Source organism: Pseudomonas hefeiensis (assembly GCF_030687835.1).
Taxonomy (GTDB): domain Bacteria; phylum Pseudomonadota; class Gammaproteobacteria; order Pseudomonadales; family Pseudomonadaceae; genus Aquipseudomonas; species Aquipseudomonas hefeiensis.
Map to the genome: position 1 here is coordinate 4220831 of NZ_CP117449.1, position 20090 is coordinate 4240920.

The 20090-nt window shown below is 61.4% G+C and carries 16 protein-coding genes, 1 tRNA gene and 1 pseudogene; 8 read left to right on the forward strand and 10 right to left on the reverse strand.

What is annotated here, in order from left to right:
• Nucleotides 1-46 precede the first annotated feature (46 nt).
• On the reverse strand, nt 47-697 hold the full coding sequence (locus PSH57_RS18945) for a GNAT family N-acetyltransferase (RefSeq protein ID WP_305384807.1): 651 nt from the start codon (nt 695-697) through the stop codon (nt 47-49).
• Between the two features lie 176 nt (nt 698-873).
• On the opposite strand from PSH57_RS18945, the gene xthA reads away from it, so the two are divergent.
• The 3 genes from xthA to PSH57_RS18960 all read left to right on the forward strand — a co-directional run bounded on the left by xthA (nt 874) and on the right by PSH57_RS18960 (nt 3976).
• On the forward strand, nt 874-1686 hold the full coding sequence (xthA, locus tag PSH57_RS18950; protein ID WP_305384808.1) for an exodeoxyribonuclease III: 813 nt from the start codon (nt 874-876) through the stop codon (nt 1684-1686).
• A 259-nt stretch (nt 1687-1945) separates the two neighbouring features.
• A complete protein-coding gene (locus tag PSH57_RS18955; RefSeq protein ID WP_305384809.1) occupies nt 1946-3280 on the forward strand; it encodes a substrate-binding domain-containing protein in 1335 nt (444 codons plus the stop codon).
• 354 nt (nt 3281-3634) lie between these two features.
• The gene (locus PSH57_RS18960) at nt 3635-3976 is read left to right on the forward strand and encodes a DUF6124 family protein (RefSeq protein ID WP_305384811.1); all 342 of its coding nucleotides are present in this window, start codon (nt 3635-3637) and stop codon (nt 3974-3976) included.
• Nucleotides 3977-4110: 134 nt separating this feature from the next.
• Here the strand turns inward: PSH57_RS18960 and PSH57_RS18965 are convergent, their stop codons facing one another.
• A complete protein-coding gene (locus PSH57_RS18965) occupies nt 4111-5196 on the reverse strand; it encodes a diguanylate cyclase (protein WP_305384813.1) in 1086 nt (361 codons plus the stop codon).
• Between the two features lie 191 nt (nt 5197-5387).
• On the opposite strand from PSH57_RS18965, the pseudogene PSH57_RS18970 reads away from it, so the two are divergent.
• The 4 genes and pseudogenes from PSH57_RS18970 to PSH57_RS18985 all read left to right on the forward strand — a co-directional run.
• Nucleotides 5388-5912 (forward strand): annotated as a pseudogene (locus PSH57_RS18970) (hypothetical protein); the annotation flags it as partial.
• 17 nt (nt 5913-5929) lie between these two features.
• On the forward strand, nt 5930-6859 hold the full coding sequence (locus tag PSH57_RS18975; RefSeq protein ID WP_256232721.1) for an alpha/beta fold hydrolase: 930 nt from the start codon (nt 5930-5932) through the stop codon (nt 6857-6859).
• 157 nt (nt 6860-7016) lie between these two features.
• Nucleotides 7017-8393, forward strand: coding sequence for a 2-oxoadipate dioxygenase/decarboxylase HglS (gene hglS / locus PSH57_RS18980; protein ID WP_305384814.1), 1377 nt, complete (start codon nt 7017-7019; stop codon nt 8391-8393).
• Between the two features lie 231 nt (nt 8394-8624).
• A complete protein-coding gene (locus PSH57_RS18985; protein WP_305384815.1) occupies nt 8625-9143 on the forward strand; it encodes an Hcp family type VI secretion system effector in 519 nt (172 codons plus the stop codon).
• A 425-nt stretch (nt 9144-9568) separates the two neighbouring features.
• Here the strand turns inward: PSH57_RS18985 and PSH57_RS18990 are convergent, their stop codons facing one another.
• The 5 genes from PSH57_RS18990 to PSH57_RS19010 form a co-directional block, all read right to left on the reverse strand.
• Nucleotides 9569-9742, reverse strand: a complete 174-nt coding sequence (locus PSH57_RS18990; RefSeq protein WP_305384816.1) for a hypothetical protein — start codon at nt 9740-9742, stop codon at nt 9569-9571.
• Nucleotides 9743-9774: 32 nt separating this feature from the next.
• Nucleotides 9775-10017: a hypothetical protein gene (locus PSH57_RS18995; RefSeq protein WP_305384818.1), complete on the reverse strand. Its 243-nt coding sequence runs from the start codon at nt 10015-10017 to the stop codon at nt 9775-9777.
• A 65-nt stretch (nt 10018-10082) separates the two neighbouring features.
• Nucleotides 10083-11153 (reverse strand): lipocalin-like domain-containing protein, encoded by a 1071-nt coding sequence (locus PSH57_RS19000; protein ID WP_305384820.1) that lies wholly within the window; start codon nt 11151-11153, stop codon nt 10083-10085.
• The gene (locus PSH57_RS19005) at nt 11143-13611 is read right to left on the reverse strand and encodes an ABC transporter permease (RefSeq protein WP_422766107.1); all 2469 of its coding nucleotides are present in this window, start codon (nt 13609-13611) and stop codon (nt 11143-11145) included. Before PSH57_RS19005 ends, PSH57_RS19000 begins: the two co-directional genes overlap by 11 nt.
• Nucleotides 13611-14279 (reverse strand): ABC transporter ATP-binding protein, encoded by a 669-nt coding sequence (locus tag PSH57_RS19010; protein ID WP_305384822.1) that lies wholly within the window; start codon nt 14277-14279, stop codon nt 13611-13613. Before PSH57_RS19010 ends, PSH57_RS19005 begins: the two co-directional genes overlap by 1 nt.
• Nucleotides 14280-14527: 248 nt before the next feature.
• Here PSH57_RS19010 and PSH57_RS19015 point away from each other — a divergent pair, with 248 nt between their 5' ends.
• A complete protein-coding gene (locus tag PSH57_RS19015; protein WP_305384823.1) occupies nt 14528-16447 on the forward strand; it encodes an acyltransferase family protein in 1920 nt (639 codons plus the stop codon).
• A 172-nt stretch (nt 16448-16619) separates the two neighbouring features.
• On the opposite strand, the gene PSH57_RS19020 is transcribed toward PSH57_RS19015, so the two are convergent.
• From PSH57_RS19020 to selA, 3 genes are all read right to left on the reverse strand, one after another.
• Nucleotides 16620-16715 (reverse strand) — tRNA-Sec (locus PSH57_RS19020).
• Between the two features lie 6 nt (nt 16716-16721).
• Nucleotides 16722-18641, reverse strand: a complete 1920-nt coding sequence (gene selB, locus PSH57_RS19025) for a selenocysteine-specific translation elongation factor (protein ID WP_305384824.1) — start codon at nt 18639-18641, stop codon at nt 16722-16724.
• On the reverse strand, nt 18638-20068 hold the full coding sequence (selA, locus tag PSH57_RS19030) for an L-seryl-tRNA(Sec) selenium transferase (RefSeq protein ID WP_305415999.1): 1431 nt from the start codon (nt 20066-20068) through the stop codon (nt 18638-18640). Before selA ends, selB begins: the two co-directional genes overlap by 4 nt.
• Between the last annotated feature and the right edge of the window lie 22 nt (nt 20069-20090).

Below are 20090 nucleotides of genomic sequence, written 5' to 3' on the forward strand. Positions count from 1 at the left end.
CTTGGAAGCCTGATAGAGCCGGACATGTCTCAAAAGTTTCCCCGGATTAAGCCGTTGCGCTTTGCAATACCTGCGGGTTGGCGTGAAAGAAGACATGTTCGCGGACGGGGCCTACCGCAATCTCGCCGATTTCCTCATAGCCCTGGCGTTTATAGAACTCCAGGTAACGTGGGTTGCCGGTGTCCAGCACCACACCCTGGGAGTTCTCGTCCACCGCACACCAGTTATGTACCGCCGTCAGTAACTGTTCGCCAAAATGCTGGCCTTGAAACTGCGGATGCACCCCCAGCAGTGGCAACACATGGACAGAATCCGACGGCAGGCAAGCCGTCACTGCGCCATGGTAATCCAGGTAACGCCGGGTGCAGCGAAAGCCCGTACTCAACACCATGCGCAGGCGCCAGGCCCAGCTTTCGGTGATCCCCAGGCGGCGCTGCGGTGGAGCAATCAGGGCGATGCCAATCAGGCGGTCGTTGACCAGCAAGCCGATGGCTGGCAAATCCTGGAGAAAGTGCTGCTTGACCAATTCGCGCACCGTGGCCCGTACCCGATGTTCATAACCCGGCCGCTCGGACTCGAACAGGAAGCTGAAGGTCGGTTCATGGCGATAGGCCTGGTAGAGCAATGAACGTGCCTCGCGGGAATAACCACTGTCGAGCATATGGATGTCGGCGATGGCGGTGGCGGTTTCTGGCATGACGGTCAATCTCCTGGACGAAGCTCGGTGAGGCCCCGCTCTTATTGAGTACGAACCCGATTGGGTGGTGATCGTTCCTACATGCACAGGACATTAGCAGCGCATTTGCCCTACTGCCACGCTGGCCGTGGTCCTACATGTCAGCTAGCATCGCAGTTTTGCCAGGACAGCCGACCATGAAGATCGTCTCCTTCAACATCAACGGGCTGCGCGCCCGCCCCCATCAGTTGGCGGCGCTGATCGAGAAACATCAGCCTGACGTGATCGGCCTGCAGGAAACCAAGGTCCACGACGAGCAGTTCCCCCTCGCCGAGGTGCAGGCCCTGGGTTATCACGTGCATTACCATGGGCAGAAGGGTCACTACGGCGTCGCCCTGCTCTCCCGCCAGGCCCCACTGACGTTGCACAAAGGCTTCGAGGGCGACGAGGAAGACGCCCAGCGGCGTTTCATCTGGGGCACTTTCGCCGATGCCAACGGTGTGCCGGTCACCATCATGAACGGTTATTTCCCCCAAGGCGAAAGCCGCGATCACCCGACCAAGTTCCCGGCCAAGGAGCGCTTCTACAACGACCTGCAGCAACTTCTGGAAAGCCGTTTCAGCAACGACCAGCCCGTGGTGGTGATGGGCGACGTGAACATTTCCCCGGAAGACAGCGACATCGGCATCGGCCCGGACAACATGAAGCGCTGGCTGAAAACCGGCAAATGCAGCTTCTTGCCGGAAGAGCGCGAATGGATGGCCCGCCTGAAAAACTGGGGCCTGGTGGACAGCTTCCGCCATCTGAACCCGGACGTCACCGATCGCTTCAGTTGGTTCGACTATCGCAGCCGCGGGTTCGAAGACGAACCCAAACGTGGCTTGCGCATCGACCTGATTCTCACCTCCCATGGACTGCTGCCGCGGGTCAAGGATGCCGGGGTGGACTATGAGCTGCGGGGCATGGAGAAACCTTCGGACCATGCGCCGATCTGGCTGCAGTTGAGCTGACTGGCGCACACAAAACCTGCACAAGCCTGTGGGAGCAAAGCTTGCTCGCGATGAACAATGACACGGTCCCGCCGTTAAACCGAGTCGCCTGTATCGCGAGCAAGCTTTGCTCCCACAGAACGCAGTTCCCTGCATCCCTCTATCAGAACGCAGCGCCCTGCATCCCTCTGTGGCGGCTGAAAAGTCGCACGTCTGTCACTTTTCAGTAACCTGACTGACTTAATCTTCCGCCACGTCCTCAGGTTCAGAAGGTTCCGGCATGCGGCTGCGCGTTGTTTTTTTCATCAGCCTCTGGCTGCCGCTCACGGCATGGGCCAGCGGCCTGCCGATTCCCGAACACGGCCCCGCGCTGCGCCTGCAGGGCTCGAACACCATCGGCGCAACGCTGGGGCCGGCGCTGGTCAAAGCGCTGATGGTGGACCAGGGGCTGTTCAAGGTTCGCAGCGAAATCACCGGTCGCGAGAACGAGCAGCGAATCGTCGGCCAGGCGGCCGATGGTCGGCGGGTGGAAATCGACATCGCGGCTCACGGCTCCAGTACCGGCTTTTCTGCCCTCAGGCACGCCAGCGCCGACCTGGCTGCCGCTTCCCGACCGATCAAGGACAGCGAACTCAAGGAACTGGCACACCTGGGCGATCTGAAAAGCCCCAGCGCCGAACAGGTCATCGCCATCGATGGCCTGGCGATCATTCTTCACCCACAAAACCCGCTGCGCCAACTCGAAACCAGGCAACTGGCGAAGATATTCAGCGGCGAGGTGAGCACCTGGGAGGCGGTGGGCAGCGCCGGCGGGCCGATTCACCTTTACGCCCGGGACGAGCAGTCCGGCACCTACGACACCTTCAAGGAACTGGTGCTCAACCGACAGGGAAAACGCCTGGCCCCTTCTGCCCAGCGCTTCGAATCCAGCGAGCAGCTTTCCGACGCTGTCAGCCAGGACCGGCAAGGCATCGGCTTCATCGGTTTGCCCTACGTGCGCCAGGCCAAGGCACTGGCGATTGTCGACGGCGATTCCCAACCCATGATGCCGTTGAACAACCTGATCGCCACCGAAGACTACCCCTTGTCCCGCAGGCTGTTCTTTTATCTGCCACCGCAGGAAACAAATCCGTGGGCGCAGGCTTTGGTTGAGTTCAGCCAAAGCGAAAAGGGACAGGCCATCGTCGCGGCCAACGGGTTCATCGCGCAAACGGTCCAGGCCATGGCCGTCACCCCCAATGCATTGATGCCCGAGGGTTATCAGGCTCTGAGTCGACATGCCCATCGCTTGTCGGTGAATTTTCGCTTCGAAGAAGGCAGCGCCAGCCTCGACAACAAGGCCCAGCAGGATTTGGGTCGTGTGCTCGCCTATATAAAGCAGCACGACAAGCTCGACCGCCGAGTAACGCTGGTCGGGTTTGGCGACGCCAAGGACGACCCGGCGCGCGCCGACCTTCTGTCCCGGTTGCGGGCCATGGCGGTGCGGCGCGAATTGGTCAAATACGGTGTGGCCCTGCGCGAAGTACGCGGCTTCGGTGCCCTGATGCCGGTGGCGGCCAATAGCGAGGATGAAGGCCGGGTCAGGAATCGGCGGGTGGAGGTTTGGGTTTACTGACACCGAAAGGCCAAATGTTTATCCCGCCAGCATCAGTGTAGGACCTGACCGCCTCGCCTTGCGCCGTTGCCTACAACTACGCCAGAATCCGCCGGCTTGTGCGCCTTGGGACGGGGCTTTATCGTTTTCCGGTCGCTGACGAATCAGCGATCGGGTTTGGTAGCCCGGTTTTCCTGGTGCACGTGCAACCTGACGCAGGGGATTTCTATGCCCTCTGTTTTATGGTGGTCATGCGCAGGGCGTCCTCGGACGCGCCGGGTTGCCAGGTAACCGGTCTACCAACCTTCGTATGGCCACCTCCCTTCGTTTGGTAGCGAAAGGGATGGCTCCAATTTCTTACCTGGAGTTTCATCAATGTTCAAACCAACACCCAATCCGCCAGACACCGATCCAACCGCCCTCAACGCCAAAGAATTCGACAAAGCCGCCGACCGCGCCCTCGACTTCTACCTCAAGCCCAAACCAACCAAGCCCGAGCCTGATCCAAACCAAGTCTTCACCGTCGTCAACGGCATCGACACCGAAGCCCTGCTCGCCAACCTCAGCGAAACCCTGGCCTCGGCCAATGCCATGGTCAGCGACCTGGCCTTCGATCTGGAAGGTTCCCGGCGCCACGTGGCCCTGGGCATTCAGCAACTGATCGAACTGAGCGGCTTGCTGGCGAACCGGGTGCTGGATAACGTCGACCCGCGCTAGCCGCCTCACCACCTGAAACTGGCCTCTGGAAAACACCCGAGGCCTGTGGGAGCAAAGCTTGCTCCCACAACGGGTCCGCGACAACAGATAAATCCGCAGTGTAGCAACCCCTTTCTCGTGACCAAAAGTGAGTATTAAAGAGATACGGCCGACACCTCCAGCAGCTGTCGCTGCCGGTAACAAACGACACGGTTGCGCCCGGTGGTCTTGGCTTCATAGAGCGCCTGGTCGGCGTCGTTGAGCCAGAGGGTCGCGTCGCCATAGGCCGGGTTGAAGGCCGCCAGGCCAATGCTCAAGCTGACTTTTAGCGCGGGGACCTGTTCGTAACCGAGCAGCGCGAATCGCTCGCGCAGGCCGTCCATGGCCTGCACGGCGTTGTGCAAGGTCAGGTCCGGCAGAATCACGCAGAACTCATCACCGCCATAACGCCCGACAATGTCGGCGGCCCGCAGGTTTTGCTTGAGCATCTTGCCGAGCTGCCGCAACACATCGTCACCCGCGCCATGACCATAAGTGTCATTGATGGTTTTGAAGTGGTCGATGTCCATCAGCACAATCACACCGTGACCTGCCCTATCGTGGGGCTGTCGCAGGCAGCGCTGAAATTCCTCGTCGAGCCGGTCCTTCCAGGCTCCGTGATTGAGCAGACCGGTCAGGCTGTCGGTACGGCTCAGGGCCAACAACTCGCGCTTTTGCCGGCCCAGGATGTCGGTCTGGCGAAAACAGATCCAACCCAGCGCCAGCGGATATATGCACAACAAAGGCAAACTGGCATAGAGCTGCGCCGAGCTGGTCATGGGCACGCTGGTCAACGGGAAGATTGCCATGCCCAGAGCGATGCCTGCCATTTGGACCGTCGCCCCTGCGAACATAAAACGCAGGCCCCCGATGGAGACGTTGTTCATCGCCATCATCGCCAGCGTAACGGCCGTGGGCAGCGGATTGAATTGCATCGCCGCGACCCAGAAGCCGCCAAGAAAGGCGTCGACCAGCAAGTTTCGGCGTTCAGCCTGGTGCGGCTGCGCCGCGCGGCGGGCCCATTGATAGGCCACATGCGGCCATATCAGGCCGTTGAACAGCATGGCCGCCCAAACCCAGGGTGCCGGGTCGAGGGGATAGACAGCGACACTCACCAACAACAACCCTAGCATCAGACCCAGGATTCGTGAGGTGTAAAGCCTCCTGGCCAATGACAGTCCCTTTCGTCCCGTTTTTTGCATAGAGGCCTCTGTACCGAGGGCTTCCCGGGTTGTGGGATAGGGTTGTTTGAAGTCTATCAGGGCGGCATCAAATAGCCACTACCGATGAAAGGGTATTTATTCGCCATCAAATGCACGGGCTTTGCTCGGATTTTGGCCTATACATGACAGAGGGAATCGGCAATCAATCACCAGAAAAGGGGGCCCATATGCAGCTCCTGATCAATGCCACAGGTCCCCTCAGCCAACCGGTGATGCCACCGTTCGAAGGCAGGGATCGCTTCCAGAGCAAGACGTTTCACACCAATGATTGGGACCACGCCTGCGACTATCGCCATAAACGTGTCGCCATAGCCGGCAGTGGCGCCACCGCCGGGGTGATTTCCGATCCCGTTACCGGCCGCAACGGCACCCGACTGCACGACGTCTGGGCCCAACACTGGCATCGGTCACCCCTCGGCGTTATCCATCACCGAATCACAGATGTACTACATCCTGGACTGCATCCGCCCCCTGAACCGGCAGCACCTGCGCAACATCGAAGTGCTGCCTGCGGCCGAACAGCGCTACACCGAAATGATCCGCCGGGAAATGCACGCACCGTATGGAAATCCGGCGCCTGTCACAGCTGGTATCAAAGCAAAAGCGGCCACGTCGTCGCGATGTTCCCCGGTTTCAGCTTCACTTATCACTATCTGACTCGTCGGCTCCGGTTGGCCGACCACATTCTGTCCTGACCCCTGGAGGGCAAAACATGTTGGTGTTGTGGGTAGTCCTCGCCGTGTTTATCGCCTGGAGCTGGCTGACGTATCCAGGCATCGGCCATGTGCTGTACGACATGGGCATGGCCCTGGAAGCGCGTCTGTACCGATTGCACAAGATCACGGTGCCCATCAGCGAGATGACCGTGTCGACCTGGCAAGGCGGGCCTTACGAAGCGTCCGGCAGCATATTGATGCTGCACGGCTACAGCGCCGACAAGAACCTCTGGTTGCGATTTGCCCGGCACTTTGTTGGCGACTACCGGGTGGTGGTTCCCGACCTGGCCGGTCATGGCGAAACCGGCTTCAAGGCCGGCGGCGGTTATGACATCCCGACCCAGGCCCGGCGGGTGATCGAGCTGCTGGATGCCTGCGGCCTGGACAAGGTCCATGTGATCGGCAACTCCATGGGCGGTCATCTCGCCGCCTGGCTGGCGGCGACTTCGCCGGAGCGGATACTGACCCTGGCGCTGATCGACCCGGCCGGCGTCACCGCGCCCGAACCCAGCGACATGGAGCGGCACCTGGCGGCCGGCCACAACCCGTTCCTGGTGCGCTCGCGGGACGATTTCGCCCCTTTCTATGCGATGACCATGGCGTCGCCGCCGTGGCTACCGAGTGTGGTGCTGGCGGCGCTGGCCGAACGTTACGAACAGCGTCGGGACGAACTGGCGGAAATCTTCGTGGACTTTCGTGCCAGCCCGCCGATGGAGCCGCGCTTGCCCGACATCCGCGCGCCTTCGCTGCTGCTCTGGGGCCGCAAGGACCGGCTGATCGACGTCAGCAGCGTGCCGGTGTGGAGCAAGGGCATCGCCGACTTGCGCGTGGAAATCTGGGAGGGGGTGGGCCACATGCCCATGGTCGAACGGCCAGGGAAAACCGCGGCGCTGTATCGCGATTTTCTCAAAGACCTGGGCCAGTGACCGTGATGCCGCGGGTCAAGGCTTGCCCGATCCCTTGTGGAGTGGGTCGATCAGTCCCTGACAGAATGAAGTCCTGAAGATTCTTCGTTTGTGGACACTGGCGAAGGCTGCGATCTTTCCTTCCACTTTCCCACAGCTTGCGCCAGGAACACTCACCATGAGCTTCGTCAGTCCAGACCTGATCCGCCAACGCTTCTCCAGGGCGATGTCCGACATGTACCGCGACGAGGTGCCGCTGTACGGCGCACTGATGAACCTGGTGGAACAGACCAATGCCCAGGTGCTGGTCAACGACCCGCACTTGGCCGAACACCTGCGCAGCACCGGCGAACTCCAGCGCCTTGACCTGGAGCGCCACGGCGCGATCCGCGTCGGCACCGCGGCGGAACTGGCCACCCTGGGGCGCCTGTTCGCGGTCATGGGCATGCACCCGGTGGGCTACTACGACCTCACGCCCGCTGGGGTACCGGTGCATTCCACGGCATTTCGCGCCGTGCATGAAAGCGCCCTGCAGGTCAGCCCGTTCCGGGTATTTACCTCGCTGCTGCGCCTGGAGCTGATCGAAAGCGCCGAGCTTCGGGCCTTTGCCGAATCGGTACTGAAGAAGCGGCAGATCTTCACGTCCACAGCCCTGCAGCTCATCGACCTCGCCGAACGCCAGGGTGGCCTGACGGAGCCTCAAGCCGAGGACTTCGTCCAACAGGCCCTGGAAACCTTTCGCTGGCACCACAGCGCTACCGTCACGGCTGAGCAATATCGACAACTCAGTGCCCAGCATCGGCTGATCGCCGACGTAGTGGCCTTCAAGGGCCCGCACATCAATCACCTGACGCCGCGAACCCTGGACATCGACATCGTTCAGGCCCAGATGCCTGTGCACGGTATCACCCCCAAGGCGGTCGTCGAAGGCCCGCCCCGTCGCAATTGCCCGATCCTGTTGCGCCAGACCAGTTTCAAGGCGCTCGACGAACCTGTGGCGTTCACCGACCAGCCACAATCCCAAGGCAGCCACAGCGCCCGCTTCGGCGAAATCGAACAACGGGGCGCCGCCCTCACACCCAAGGGGCGCGCGCTCTACGACCAGTTACTGAACGCCGCACGAGATGCGCTCGGGGCGTTTCCCAACGAAGCCAACGCCGGGCGCTACAACGCACTGATGGCCGAATACTTTGCCCAGTTCCCTGACAATCACGAGGAGCTGCGTCGGCAAGCACTGGCGTACTTTCGCTATTTCGTGACGCCCAAGGGCCTCGCCGCCAAAGGCACCCTCCAGCAACCGGTCTCGCTGGAGCGCTTGCTGGACGAGCAATACCTGCGCGCCGAACCCTTGGTGTACGAAGACTTCCTGCCAGTGAGCGCCGCTGGCATCTTCCAGTCGAACCTCGGCGATGCCGCCCAAACTCATTACGCCGGACAGTCCAACCGCCAGGCTTTCGAGCAAGCGCTGGGGCAGCCGACCATCGATGAGCTGCGGCTGTATGCCGAAACGCAACAGCGCTCCATCGATGAGTGCATGTCCGCCCTGGAAACATAGGAAAAATCCGAAAGCCGAATGCGTAAGGAATTGCGCATCCGGCTTGCCGGACTACGCAACTCCTCGCGCGCACTCATCTGTCCCCAGAGCGATCACGGATCGATATTTAATCTTAACTTATTGATATAAATAGCTTTTATAGAAGATGGCATAGCTCTTGATAACCGTCAGGCCACCTGGGGACGATTCCCTTCCCAGGTCCCTTTAGTTATCCAGCAAGGAGAGCATCCATTGGCTACCCCCGCTTACATGTCCATCGAAGGCACCAAACAAGGTCTGATCACTGCCGGCGCGTTTACGGCCGACTCAGTGGGCAACACCTATCAGGAAGGTCATGAAGATCAAGTCATGGTGCAAGGTTTTGAACACCAGGTCATCATTCCCCGCGATCCTCAGTCCGGCCAGCCAACCGGCCAGCGCGTGCATAAACCGCTGGTTATCACCAAGGTGTTCGACAAGGCCTCGCCGCTGCTACTGGCGGCTTTGACCTGTGGAGAGCGCCTGACCAAAGTCGAAATCCAGTGGTATCGCACCTCGGCCGCCGGCACTCAGGAGCATTACTACACCACCACCCTGGAAGACGCGATCATCGTCGATATCAAGGACTACATGCGCAACTGTCAGGACCCGGCGAACGCGCACTTCACTCACCTGGAAGATGTGCACTTCACTTACCGCAAGATCACCTGGACTCACGAAGTCAGCGGCACGTCGGGCTCCGATGACTGGCGCTCACCAGTTGCCGGTTAATCGCCGGTAGTTATTGATTCAGAGGGTGGTGTTCGCCCAGTGCGACGGCCTCGGCATTCCATGCACTGGTAAAGAGCCTGACACTGGGCGAACGGGCCAATAATAGTGGAACTTGCGAAATATGTCCGGCCCCCTGTTTAAATAATTATTTATCTTTCGTCGTCATTATTAACGTTCAATCAATTGCCGCGACGAGAACTCCCGCTGTCCTTCGGCGGCGCAGTTGCCGCTGTTTTATAGCGCTTCACAGCCGGCGCGAGCGGGCGCTCTCCCCCAAGAATTTCGACAAACTCCAGCTCGCCTGCATAGCTATACAAACATCTATACAAACCCCAAGAGCAGTACAAAAAATATATCCGCTACGCCTCACAAGAGGTGGCAAGTAAAACAGTCATTAACAAACCGTTTTGAAGACTGCGGGGCTATCAGCCACGTCGTCCGGTCTTTTGCGCATCAGTCTCTCCGGTCTCAGCGTCACCTTCCTGCTGTTTGCGTTTGGCCGGGTCATTCGGGCGCAGGGCATCGTTGTCGCGTTCCACTTCGCCAGGCATCGCTGGCTCGTCCGGGTTGTGCGACGTTTGATCGGGGTTGGGTTTCATGGCGAACTCCTTGGTTTGTCCGGGCCTGCGCGTCAGGCGTCAGGGTCGGCGACTTCTTCAGCGACGTTGGCGTCCGGTGAGCGGTGGTGCAGTTGCTCGGCCCTGGCCTTGAGTTCCTGCCATTGCGCCAGATCGATAGCGCCCTGGCCAAACAGGTCATCGGCCACCCGCATCAGCTCGGTGAAATGGACATCGGGCGACTGCTGCCAGTAAGTCTTGTCGTCGAACAAGCGCTGCCAATCGGCCAGCGAGGGAAGTTTGAGGTCATCGCTCATGACGGGCTCCTCAGAGGCATTCATAAGGTATGAGGGTCGACGTTCCCGGGGAGTTCCGGCGATTCTCAGTAGCCCGTCATTTCCAGATAACCGTTGCCACCGTGGCTGCCGCTCAGGTGCACCGGGCCTTCCCAATAGGGGATGCGCAGGTTCATCCAGGCATTGGGGTTCAGGGCATCGGTGGTGATGTCGAGTCGCTTGCCGGGGATCTTGATCGTCCAGCGCACCGGCATCGAACGCCCGGCAACCTCGGTGGTGTCCAGTGGTTCAAGGCTGATCTCCCCGGCGTGCAGGGTTTGCGCCGTGCCTTGGGCATCGATCCAGGTACCTGTGAGGTACGGCGCCCCATCCTTGTGGCGCATGCGGTAGAGCATCACATGCTCGCCGCTGTCCAGGTGCAGGGAGAACCAGTCCCAGCCCGTCTGGTTGGCGGTCAGCGGCTGGCTGCTCCATTCGCGGTCAAGCCAGGCCGGGCCGCTGACCGTATAACGCTGGCCATCGATTTCCACATGGCCGCTGGCCTGGAAAAACGGCTGGCTGTAGTAGTACGACGCCTGGCCCTGTTCGGATTTCTGACTGAAACCTTTATCGCCCTGCAGCACCAGCGGACGAGTCGACGTGAGGCTCAGCTCATAACTGAAGTGTGGGTCACTGGCCTTGAGCAGCATGTCCGCCAATGGATCGGCCCCAGACGCTTGCGTCGCGAACCGCCAGTCATCGATCCAGGCGTCGAAAGGAGTGGTCTGCACCCCGGCCTGCCCCACTGCGCCCCGAGCATAGCGCTCGGCGGCATGATGAACAGTACTGGAAGTGACCGCAGCATGACCGAGCCAGATCGTTTGGTTGCGCCAGCCACTGGCCTGAGGAGCAGCGTTCAGGGCGCTGCGAAACAGTGTCCATTGCACGCCGTAATCGCGGCCCTCGGCATCCTTGAGATTAGCGGTGACGTACCACCACTCGATGCGGAACCCCTCATGAACGGCATGATCGGCGGGAAAGCTGAATGCTCGCCCCGGCACCACGGGCTTGAATGCAACGGCCTGATCGGCCAGGCCGGCGAAACCCTGTTGCGGCGGTTGCGGGTTATCACAACCGCTGAGCAACGCCAGCAACATCAGACCGAGTTTAATCTTCATGGGCGAAGGTCCTTAGCAAATCCGCCGGTTGCGTGCGGTACAACGCATACAGCGGCCAGGCCGACGCCAGCAGCGTGGCGAGCATCGCCAGGCCCAGCAACTGCGCCAATTGCCACGGGAACACCCGCAAAGGCAGGCGCCAGCCGAAGGCCTGCACATTGATCACCGCGTCCAGGCACCAGGCCAGGGCGATGCCCAATGGCAAGGCCAGCACCAGGGTCAATAGCGCCAACAGCCAAGTCTGACCGAGGTTAAGCAACATCAACTGCCGACGCGTCACCCCCAATGCCCACAGCGGGGCCAACTGGCCGAGGCGGCTTTGGCTCTGGGTCAGCAGGCTGATGAACAACGCGACCCCGGCCACCGCCAGCGTCAGGCTATTGAGGGCGGCGGTGGCGGCGAAGGTGCGTTCGAATACTTGCGTCGACCAGCCCTTGAGCCGCGCCTGATCGACGATACGACTGTCATCCAGGCTGAACCGGGCCTGCAACGCCGTCAGCAACGCCGGGATCGCAGACGGTTCGATGCGCAGGTTGAAGCGGTTCGGCGTCAGTTGCGGCCAATGCCGCAGCAAGTGGTCGGCATTGACCAGCACATGGCCCTTGGGGTTGCCGTAGTCGGCATAGATCCCGACGAGGCGCGGCGTCCAGGGTCCCTGGGGCGTCGGGAGCGTCAATCGATCGCCAATATTCACTTTGAGACGGCGGGCCAGTTGCTCGCTAAGCATCAGCGTATCGCCAGCGGCCAGTTGCTCCCAAGGCTGGTCGGAAACCGACTCCAGCAACGGCCAATGCTGGCGATAGGCGCTGTGATCGATAATGCCGTAGATGTCCGTCGGCCAGCCTTGCAAGGTGATCGAGACCTGCCAGTTGGGCAATATCGTGGTAATCGCCGGCTGCTCCTTGAGCCAGGCGTGCAGCTCGCCCGCCTGGGCCGGGGTTTGCGGGCTGATATACAGCTCGGCGGTCAGCCGTTGTTCGAGCCAGTCACTGAAGGTCTGACGGAAACCTGTGGTCATGCTGCCGGCTCCGATGTTGGCCGCCAGCGCCAGCAGCAACGCCATCAGTGCCAGGCTCAGTGTCGGCAACTGCTGACGGCAATCGGCGAGAAACCATTGCCCAAGCACCGAACGACTGCGGCGTAACAGCAGCTTCAGCGCACCGTTGAGCAACACCGGCAAGGCCAGGGCAGCACCGAGCAACAACGCCGTCATCAAGACAAACCCGCTGGCCAGGCTGTCGCCCCAGATCAACGCCGTTACCGCGAGCAACCCCGCCAATGTCGCCACCCAACCCTGGCGACGCAGCCAGCGAGCATGAGCCTGATGCCAGGCCTGGGGATTGGCCAGCGCCAACAACGGCAGGCGCGCCGCCCGCAGCAAACTGCCGGCCCCGGCCAACAGCGCGCCGAGCAGGCTCAGGCCCACGCCGCTGAGCCACCACCACGGGCTGAGGTTCAGGTGACCAGCCACTTCGGCGCCGTACAAGCCGCGCAGGCTCGCCGCGACATCGGGCAACAACAGGCTGGCCAGCCAATAGCCACTGAGCACGCCGGCGATACCACCGAGCAAGGCCAGCGCCCCCAATTCGAGGACCAGGCTGGTGACCAGCAACCGCGCACTGACGCCACAGGCCCGCAGGGTTCGCAGCAAGCCGCGGCGTTGTTCCAGGGCCAGGCCAATGGCTGCGTGAACGATGAACAGCCCCACCACGAAGGACAGCACCCCCAGGGCGTCGAGGTTCAGGTGAAAGCTTTCGGTCAGGCGCGACAGATTGTTTTCTTCATCGGCGTGCTTGAACTGCAGCCGGCCGTTGAACGCATCCGGCAAGGGCGCCGTGAACGTGGCAGGCAATAGCAATCGCGACAGCTGGTCCGGCCGGCCGAGTACTTGCTGGGCGAAGCCGATGTCCATCAGCAGCACGCCCGGCGCCATGTCCGCCTGAATAAGCAGCGGCGGCAGGGACTGTCCATCGACTGTTCGGGGCCGGTCGCCCTCGTTCAGCCCCAAGGCCTGCAAAGTCTGCGCAGCGATCCAGGTACGGCCAGGCTCAGTGAAAAACTCCACCACTTCTGCCATCTCCCGGGCCTGCCCCGCCACTGCGGCACCGGGGGGCAAAGACACCGGATCGATGCCCATTAACTGCAGGCGTCGGTCTTCGTGCCCCTGTAGCGTCACCCGAGCCTGCAACACTGGCGATACCGGCCAGCCCTGACGACGCAGATCGACAAACCATTGTTGAGTGAAGGTGCCGCCACCGGGCGCGCTGAGACTGGCCTGGGGTTCGCCGCCTATGAGCTGGCTGGCTCGAGCGTAACTGTCCCGGGCCTGACTGTTGAGCGCCTGCACACCGGTGAGCAGGCTGGTGGCGAGCCAGAGCCCGGTCAGGACACTGAAGAACTGCACCGGATGCTGGCGCCAATGGCTGAGCAAAGCCTTGAGCGTCTGGCGAAGGATCATCACCCCTGGACCACCTGCGCCAGGCGTCCGCCTTGCAAGACCACGCGACGGCTCAACCGGGCTGCCACCCGGGGACTGTGAGTGACCATCAGCAGGCTTGTCGGGCTGCCATCGAGCAACTCCAGCAACAGTTGCAACACCTCGTCGCTGGTAGCCTCGTCGAGACTGCCGGTAGGTTCGTCGGCCAGCAACAAGGCCGGCCGCGAGGCCAGCGCCCGGCCCAGCGCCACCCGTTGCTGCTGACCGCCGGAAAGCTGCTCGGGATAACGCCGCAGAAAATCGGAAAGCCCGAGCCGTTGCACCAGATGGGTCTGCCAGGCTGGGTCATAGCGCCCGCACAGTCGCGCCTGGAACGCCAGGTTGTCCTCCACCGGCAAGCTGCTGATGAGGTTGAACTGCTGGAACACCAGGCCGATCTGTGTACGTCGCCAGTTTGCCAGTTGGCTTTCGTTCATGCCGTCGAGCCTGCGCTGGCCAAAACGAATGCTGCCGCGATCAACCTTGTCCAGGCCGGCAACCAGATGCAGCAAGGTACTTTTCCCGCTGCCGGACTCGCCCATCAGCGCCAGGCTGTCACCAGGGACCAGCGTCAGGTCAATACCTTGCAGCACCGGCAATGACCCTTGGGGCGTGGCGTAGCTCTTGAAAACGTCGCGAACTTCAAGCATGAAAAGGCTCGATGGATAAACGTGAGGCTCAGGATAGCGGAGTTGGGTGACGGGCAGACCAGGGGTTGCGCTCAGGCGATGGGCTAACGCCGCTTGTCGTCTACCCCGTCTTGTTTTGCTCAAAGCCTTGCAAAGCCTCAACTTCCAGCTATCAATCAATGACTAATACGTGCCGTTAACTGCTGTCGGCAAACTCGTCATAAACATGACGCACCTGGATTGACTCCTCTTCAAGGACGATCGCCGACATGCATCAAACCAAATATCGCCCCGATATCGATGGGCTTCGCTGTATTGCGGTGCTGGCCGTGTTCATTCATCACCTCAACGCCAACCTGATGCCGGGCGGGTTCGTGGGTGTCGATATTTTTTTCGTCATCTCGGGTTTTCTCATTACTTCCCAAGTGTTTTCCGAGATCAAGGACAACACCTTTTCGTTGAAACGTTTTTATCAGCGGCGCATCAACCGCATCGTTCCGGCATTGGCAACGGTGTTGTTGGCGAGCGTGATCGCCGGGGCCTTCATTCTTTCCCCGGCCGACCTGACGCGGCTCAACGTCAGTGCGCTGTTCTCCCTGCTGGGTGTCTCGAATATCTATATCTGGATGAAGTACGGAAACTATTTCGCCGCCGATGCCAGCGAGGCGCCACTGTTGCATACCTGGTCCCTGGGGATTGAGGAGCAATTCTATGTGATCTGGCCGCTGTTGATCCTGGTGCTCTATCGCCTGGTGCCGCGCCATGTACTGCCAGTGTTGGGCGTCGGTATCGTGGCGGCAGTGGGGCTTTCCGAATACGCCACGAACGTCTTTGCCACGGCCTCCTATTACCTGCTGCCCACACGGTTTTTCGAGCTCATGATGGGCGGAGCGCTGGGTATCTATCTTTATCAGCCACGTACATTCGGCAGGATAGAAGTGCTGGCTTATACAGCGGCGGGGTATGGGTTGATTGGTTTTTCCTTGTTTGCCCTGAGCCCGGACACGCCCTTCCCCGGCGTCAATGCTGTTATACCTTGCCTGGGGGCCGCGCTGCTGATTCTGGCCGGCAGCGGTGAGGCTCGCTCGCGCCTGCTGACCAACCGACCCATGGTGTTCATAGGCCTGATTTCCTATTCGCTGTATTTATGGCACTGGCCGTTGATTGCCTACCTGAATTATCTGGGCGTCGACATATCCCTTTCTGTAGGCCTGTCACTGGTAGTGGTGGCGATTCTGTTGTCGTGGGGGTCCTGGCGGTTTGTCGAAATTGCGTTTCGACGGAGCGGCGCGCAGTTGCAATTTTCTCGCGTACTGGGCCGGCGATTCATGGTCCCAGTCCTGGGGCTGGCCGCTCTGGCGGTCTTGAGCCTGCTGTGGAATGGCTTTCCACAGCGTTTTGCGCCTGAAGTGTCGAGGCTCGAGGCCATGGCGCTGAGCAAACCAAACCGGCTTCGCAGCGGTTGCCATATGCCCAGTGCGCGGTACGGCGCCGACCCCGATCCGGATTGCCGGCTCGGTGCGTACAAGGAGCAACTGGACGGGATGATGGTGGGTGACTCGTTCGCCAATCACTTCACGGGCATGGTCGATATCCTGGCCAAACCCAACGGCATCAGGTTGATGGACTACACCCTGGATGCCTGCCCGCCGATTTTCGGCTATGCCGCCGAGGTGTCCGCGGCGTATGGCGAGCGTTGCGTGGCGCGCAATGCCCGGGTGTTCGAGCTGATCAAGCAGAACCACTACCCTTACGTCGTGCTGGCCGGCGCCTGGCCCAGGGATGCGGCGGCCGCGCAGATTATCGAAGCAAGCATCAAGCGCGTGGCGAACAACACCGGCCAGGTCATCGTGATTCTGCGCAACCAGAACATCGATAACGCGGCGACCTGCCCCGTGCGTCGCCTGATGTTCGGCACCGATCGTCCATGCTCGGCCCCACTGGATATCACCGCGCCTTATTGGGAAGGGATACGCGCCAGGCTGACCCAGGTGCGGTTTATCGACCCCAATCAAGTGATATGCCCAGCGGGACTCTGCAGCCCGATCATTGACGGGCAGTTGCTGTACCGCGATGACGCACACTTGAATGATGTGGGCTCACGCTTCATCGGCCACACATTGCGCGACCTGGGATTCTCCCTCCTGCACGACCCAGCCCGACTCGACCCGATCGCCGCAACCCAGTAAGCCCCCCACGGCTTTGCGGGGTACGCAAGGCCTGCGAGCGACTCGGACTACTGTGGGAGCGAGCCTGCTCGCGATGACGGACTCACATTCAACATTTCTATCAGTTGATACACCGCTATCGCGAGCAGGCTCGCTCCCACAGCGATTGCACCTGTCCCTGTGCTCTATCAAATGGCGGAAGGCAGCCGGAGTCGAACCTGCCCGGGAACGGATGCCGTCCCCAACCGGGTTTGAAGCCCGGCCGCGCCACCGGGCGCGATTGCCTTCCTTGAACTCAGTCTTCTGTTTGTTGGGCCAGTGCATTGTCGAGCCGGATGTGGCGCCGGTCGCCAAAGCGTCGGGTCAGGCCGATTCGGTCGAAGTACTCCAGAATCTGAATACTGCGCTTGCGCCCCAGGCCCACGGCATCGCGAAACGCGGTGACCTGAATCACCGGGTCATCGCTGACCAATTGCACCAGCATAGCCGCCAATCGGCGCACCAGGGGCTCGGTATAAAACAAGTCACGGACCACTTGATGCATCAACCCCAAACGCGCCATCTTGCGCAGCAGCAGACGCACGGTGGCCTCTTCATGGCTTGTCGCTTTAGCCAGATCACGCACCCACGGCGGATCGAAACCCGCCTGTTCGAACAACGGCTGTAATTGTTGCCACAGGGTTTCATCGTCTTCGCTCAATCGCACCTGGTGATCGGGCAAATGCAGCCAAGGGCCGCTGGCGACAATCGCACCGCTGGCCAGTAATTCCTCGAGCAGGCTGATAAAGGTCGGCCGGTCCAGCGCGGTGCCGGCGAAGCGACGCAGGCGATCCCTGTCTGGTCCCATTTGATCCGGTTCGAGTTGATGAAAGCGTGCCAGGTGTTCCAGCAGTGGCGCTTTCAAGGCTTCCCAGCGGGCAGCATTGAACAGCAACGGCCCTTGCCGCGTATCGATCAAGCGCACGTCATCGGGCAACACCCAGCTATCGCGCGGACGATTGAACTGGCGTTCCAGACGCTGCGGATCGAGCCCGGTGTCGCTGTTGGCCAGCAGCGCCGGCAGTGCATCTTCCAGGCTGGTCGTTGTGGCCAGCGTCTTTAGCTGCGCCAGTCTTTCGGGGCTACGGCGGTGTCGGGCCGGGGCGAACGGGTCAAGCACCCGGCCACCGCCGAGAGTGCGTTGAGCGCTTTGGTCGCGCAGGATCAAACGATCGCCCTTTACCGCCAGCACCGGCGCGTTCACCAGCAATTGTGCGAACATCTGCTCGCCCGGTGCCAGGCTGGCGCCCTCCAGCAAGGCCGCTCGCCCGGTCACGTCCTGAGTGCCCAGATGCACGTGCACTGGCTGAAAGTGCTCGAAGCTGCGCGCCTCGCTGACCAACAAGGTCATCTCGATATCCAGACGCTGGGGCGGCGCATGCAGCCATTCGGCCAACAACCAGTGGCCCCGGTGAATCTGCTCCAGGGCCAAACGGTCGGCACTCAGGTTCAGCGCGACTCGCTGCCCGGCCGTTGCGCTGTCAGCCGCCTGATTCTGCGCATGCAGGCCGCGCACCCGCACCGGTTTACCCAGCGGACTCAACATCAGCGTATCGCCCACGGCCACCTGGCCAGACAACGCGGTTCCGGTCACCACGATCCCGGCACCGGCCACACTGAAAGCCCGATCAATCGCCAGGCGAAAACCGCCGCTGGCGCTGCGTTGAAGCACCTCATGTTGCGCATCCAGCAAGGCTTTACGCAGTGTCTCGACGCCTTCGCCGGTCACACTCGACAGCGCGATTTTCGGCGCGCCGGCATAAGGTCCGGGTGCAAGCAATGCTTGGATCTGTTCCCGGACGGCTTGCACACGAGCTGGGTCGACGCGGTCGCATTTGGTGATTGCAATCAGTGCCCGAGGGATGCCCAGCAACTCGACAATCGCCAAATGTTCGCGGGTCTGAGGCATGACACCGTCATCGGCCGCCACCACCAACAACACCAGATCAATGCCCTGAGCACCGGCGAGCATGTTGTGGGTGAAGCGCTCATGGCCGGGTACGTCGATAAAACCGGTCAGCACGGCGGCCGGTTCCAGCGCCGCGTAGATGTAGCCGAGGTCAATGGTCATGCCGCGTTCGCGTTCTTCCCGGCGACGGTCGCCAGCCTGGCCGGTCAGTGCCTGGAGCAAAGAGGTTTTACCGTGATCGATGTGCCCCGCTGTGCCGACAATCACCCGTCCCGGCCCTCCTCCTGCAGTTGATTGAGCTGGGCCAACCACGCGGCTTCGTCGTCGAGCTGGCGCAGGTCCAGCCAAAGCGCATCGCCGTCGATGCGCCCGAGCACGGGAATCGGCAACCGACGAAACGCGGCTTCCAGCCCCATCAATCGCCGCCCGCGCAGACGTTTGGATACGTTGGGCCGCAGGCATAACGCAGCACTAGGTAAGCGAGCCACCGGCTGGCTGCCGCTGCCGATCATGCCCAGCGCCGGTACCGCGCTGACGCTCCAGCCGTCACCCAATACCTGTGCCAGTGACGGTTGCAGGCGTTCGGCCTGGGCGAAGATGTCGGTTTGGGGGCGGGTCAGCAGGCGCAGACTCGGCAGGCGTTCGACCAACCGATCAGGATCGCGGTACAGCGCCAATACGGCTTCGAGGGCTGCCAGGGTTAGCTTGTCGACCCGCAGTGCGCGCTTGAGCGGATTCTTCTTGATCTTCGCGATCAGGTCTTTGCGGCCGACTATCAACCCGGCCTGGGGACCGCCGAGCAGTTTGTCGCCGCTGAAGGTGACGATATCCGCGCCATCGATCAGGGCCTGGCACGCCGTCGGTTCGGCGGGCAGGCCCCAGCGAGTCAGGTCCAGCAGACTGCCGCTGCCCAAGTCTTCGAGCAGCGGCAGTCCGTGGCGGTGAGCCAACTCCGCCAGTTCAGCCGTCGGCACCCGGGCGGTGAAACCTTCGATTGAGTAATTGCTCGCATGTACGCGCATCACCAGGCCACTGCGCGGACCGATGGCCGCCTCGTAATCGCGGGCATGGGTGCGGTTGGTGGTGCCCACTTCGTGCAGCCGCACTCCGGCGCGGGCCATGATGTCGGGAATGCGGAAGGCACCGCCGATTTCGATCAGTTCACCACGGGAAATGATGCCTTCCTTGCGCGCGCCCAAGCTATTGAGGGCGAGCAACACGGCGGCGGCATTGTTGTTGACCACGGTCACCGCTTCGGCGCCGGTCAGCTCGCGGATCAACCCCTCGATCAAATCATCGCGGTCGCCGCGCTTGCCGCTGTGCAGATCAAATTCCAGATTGAGCGGATAGCGGGCGGCGAGCTGAACGGCTTCGATAGCCGACTCCGGCAGCAACGCGCGCCCGAGGTTGGTGTGCAGCACCGTGCCGGTGAGGTTGAACACCCGACGAACCTGGCTGCGATGCTGGATCGCCAGACGCTCACCCACCCTGCCCGCCAATACGTCGGGAGCTATTTCAACGGCAGCGAGTTCACCCTTGAGCATCGGCTCGCGCAGATCATCGAGCAGTTGCCGCAGGCCGGTCAGCAGCGCGTCACGCCCATAACGCTCAGCCAACACCTGGCAGGCGGGATGGCGCAGCAAGCTGTCGATGGAGGGCAGCCGCAAAACTGGGCTGGCGGAGGTTGCAGACATCAGAGGCTCCCGGAAGCGAATG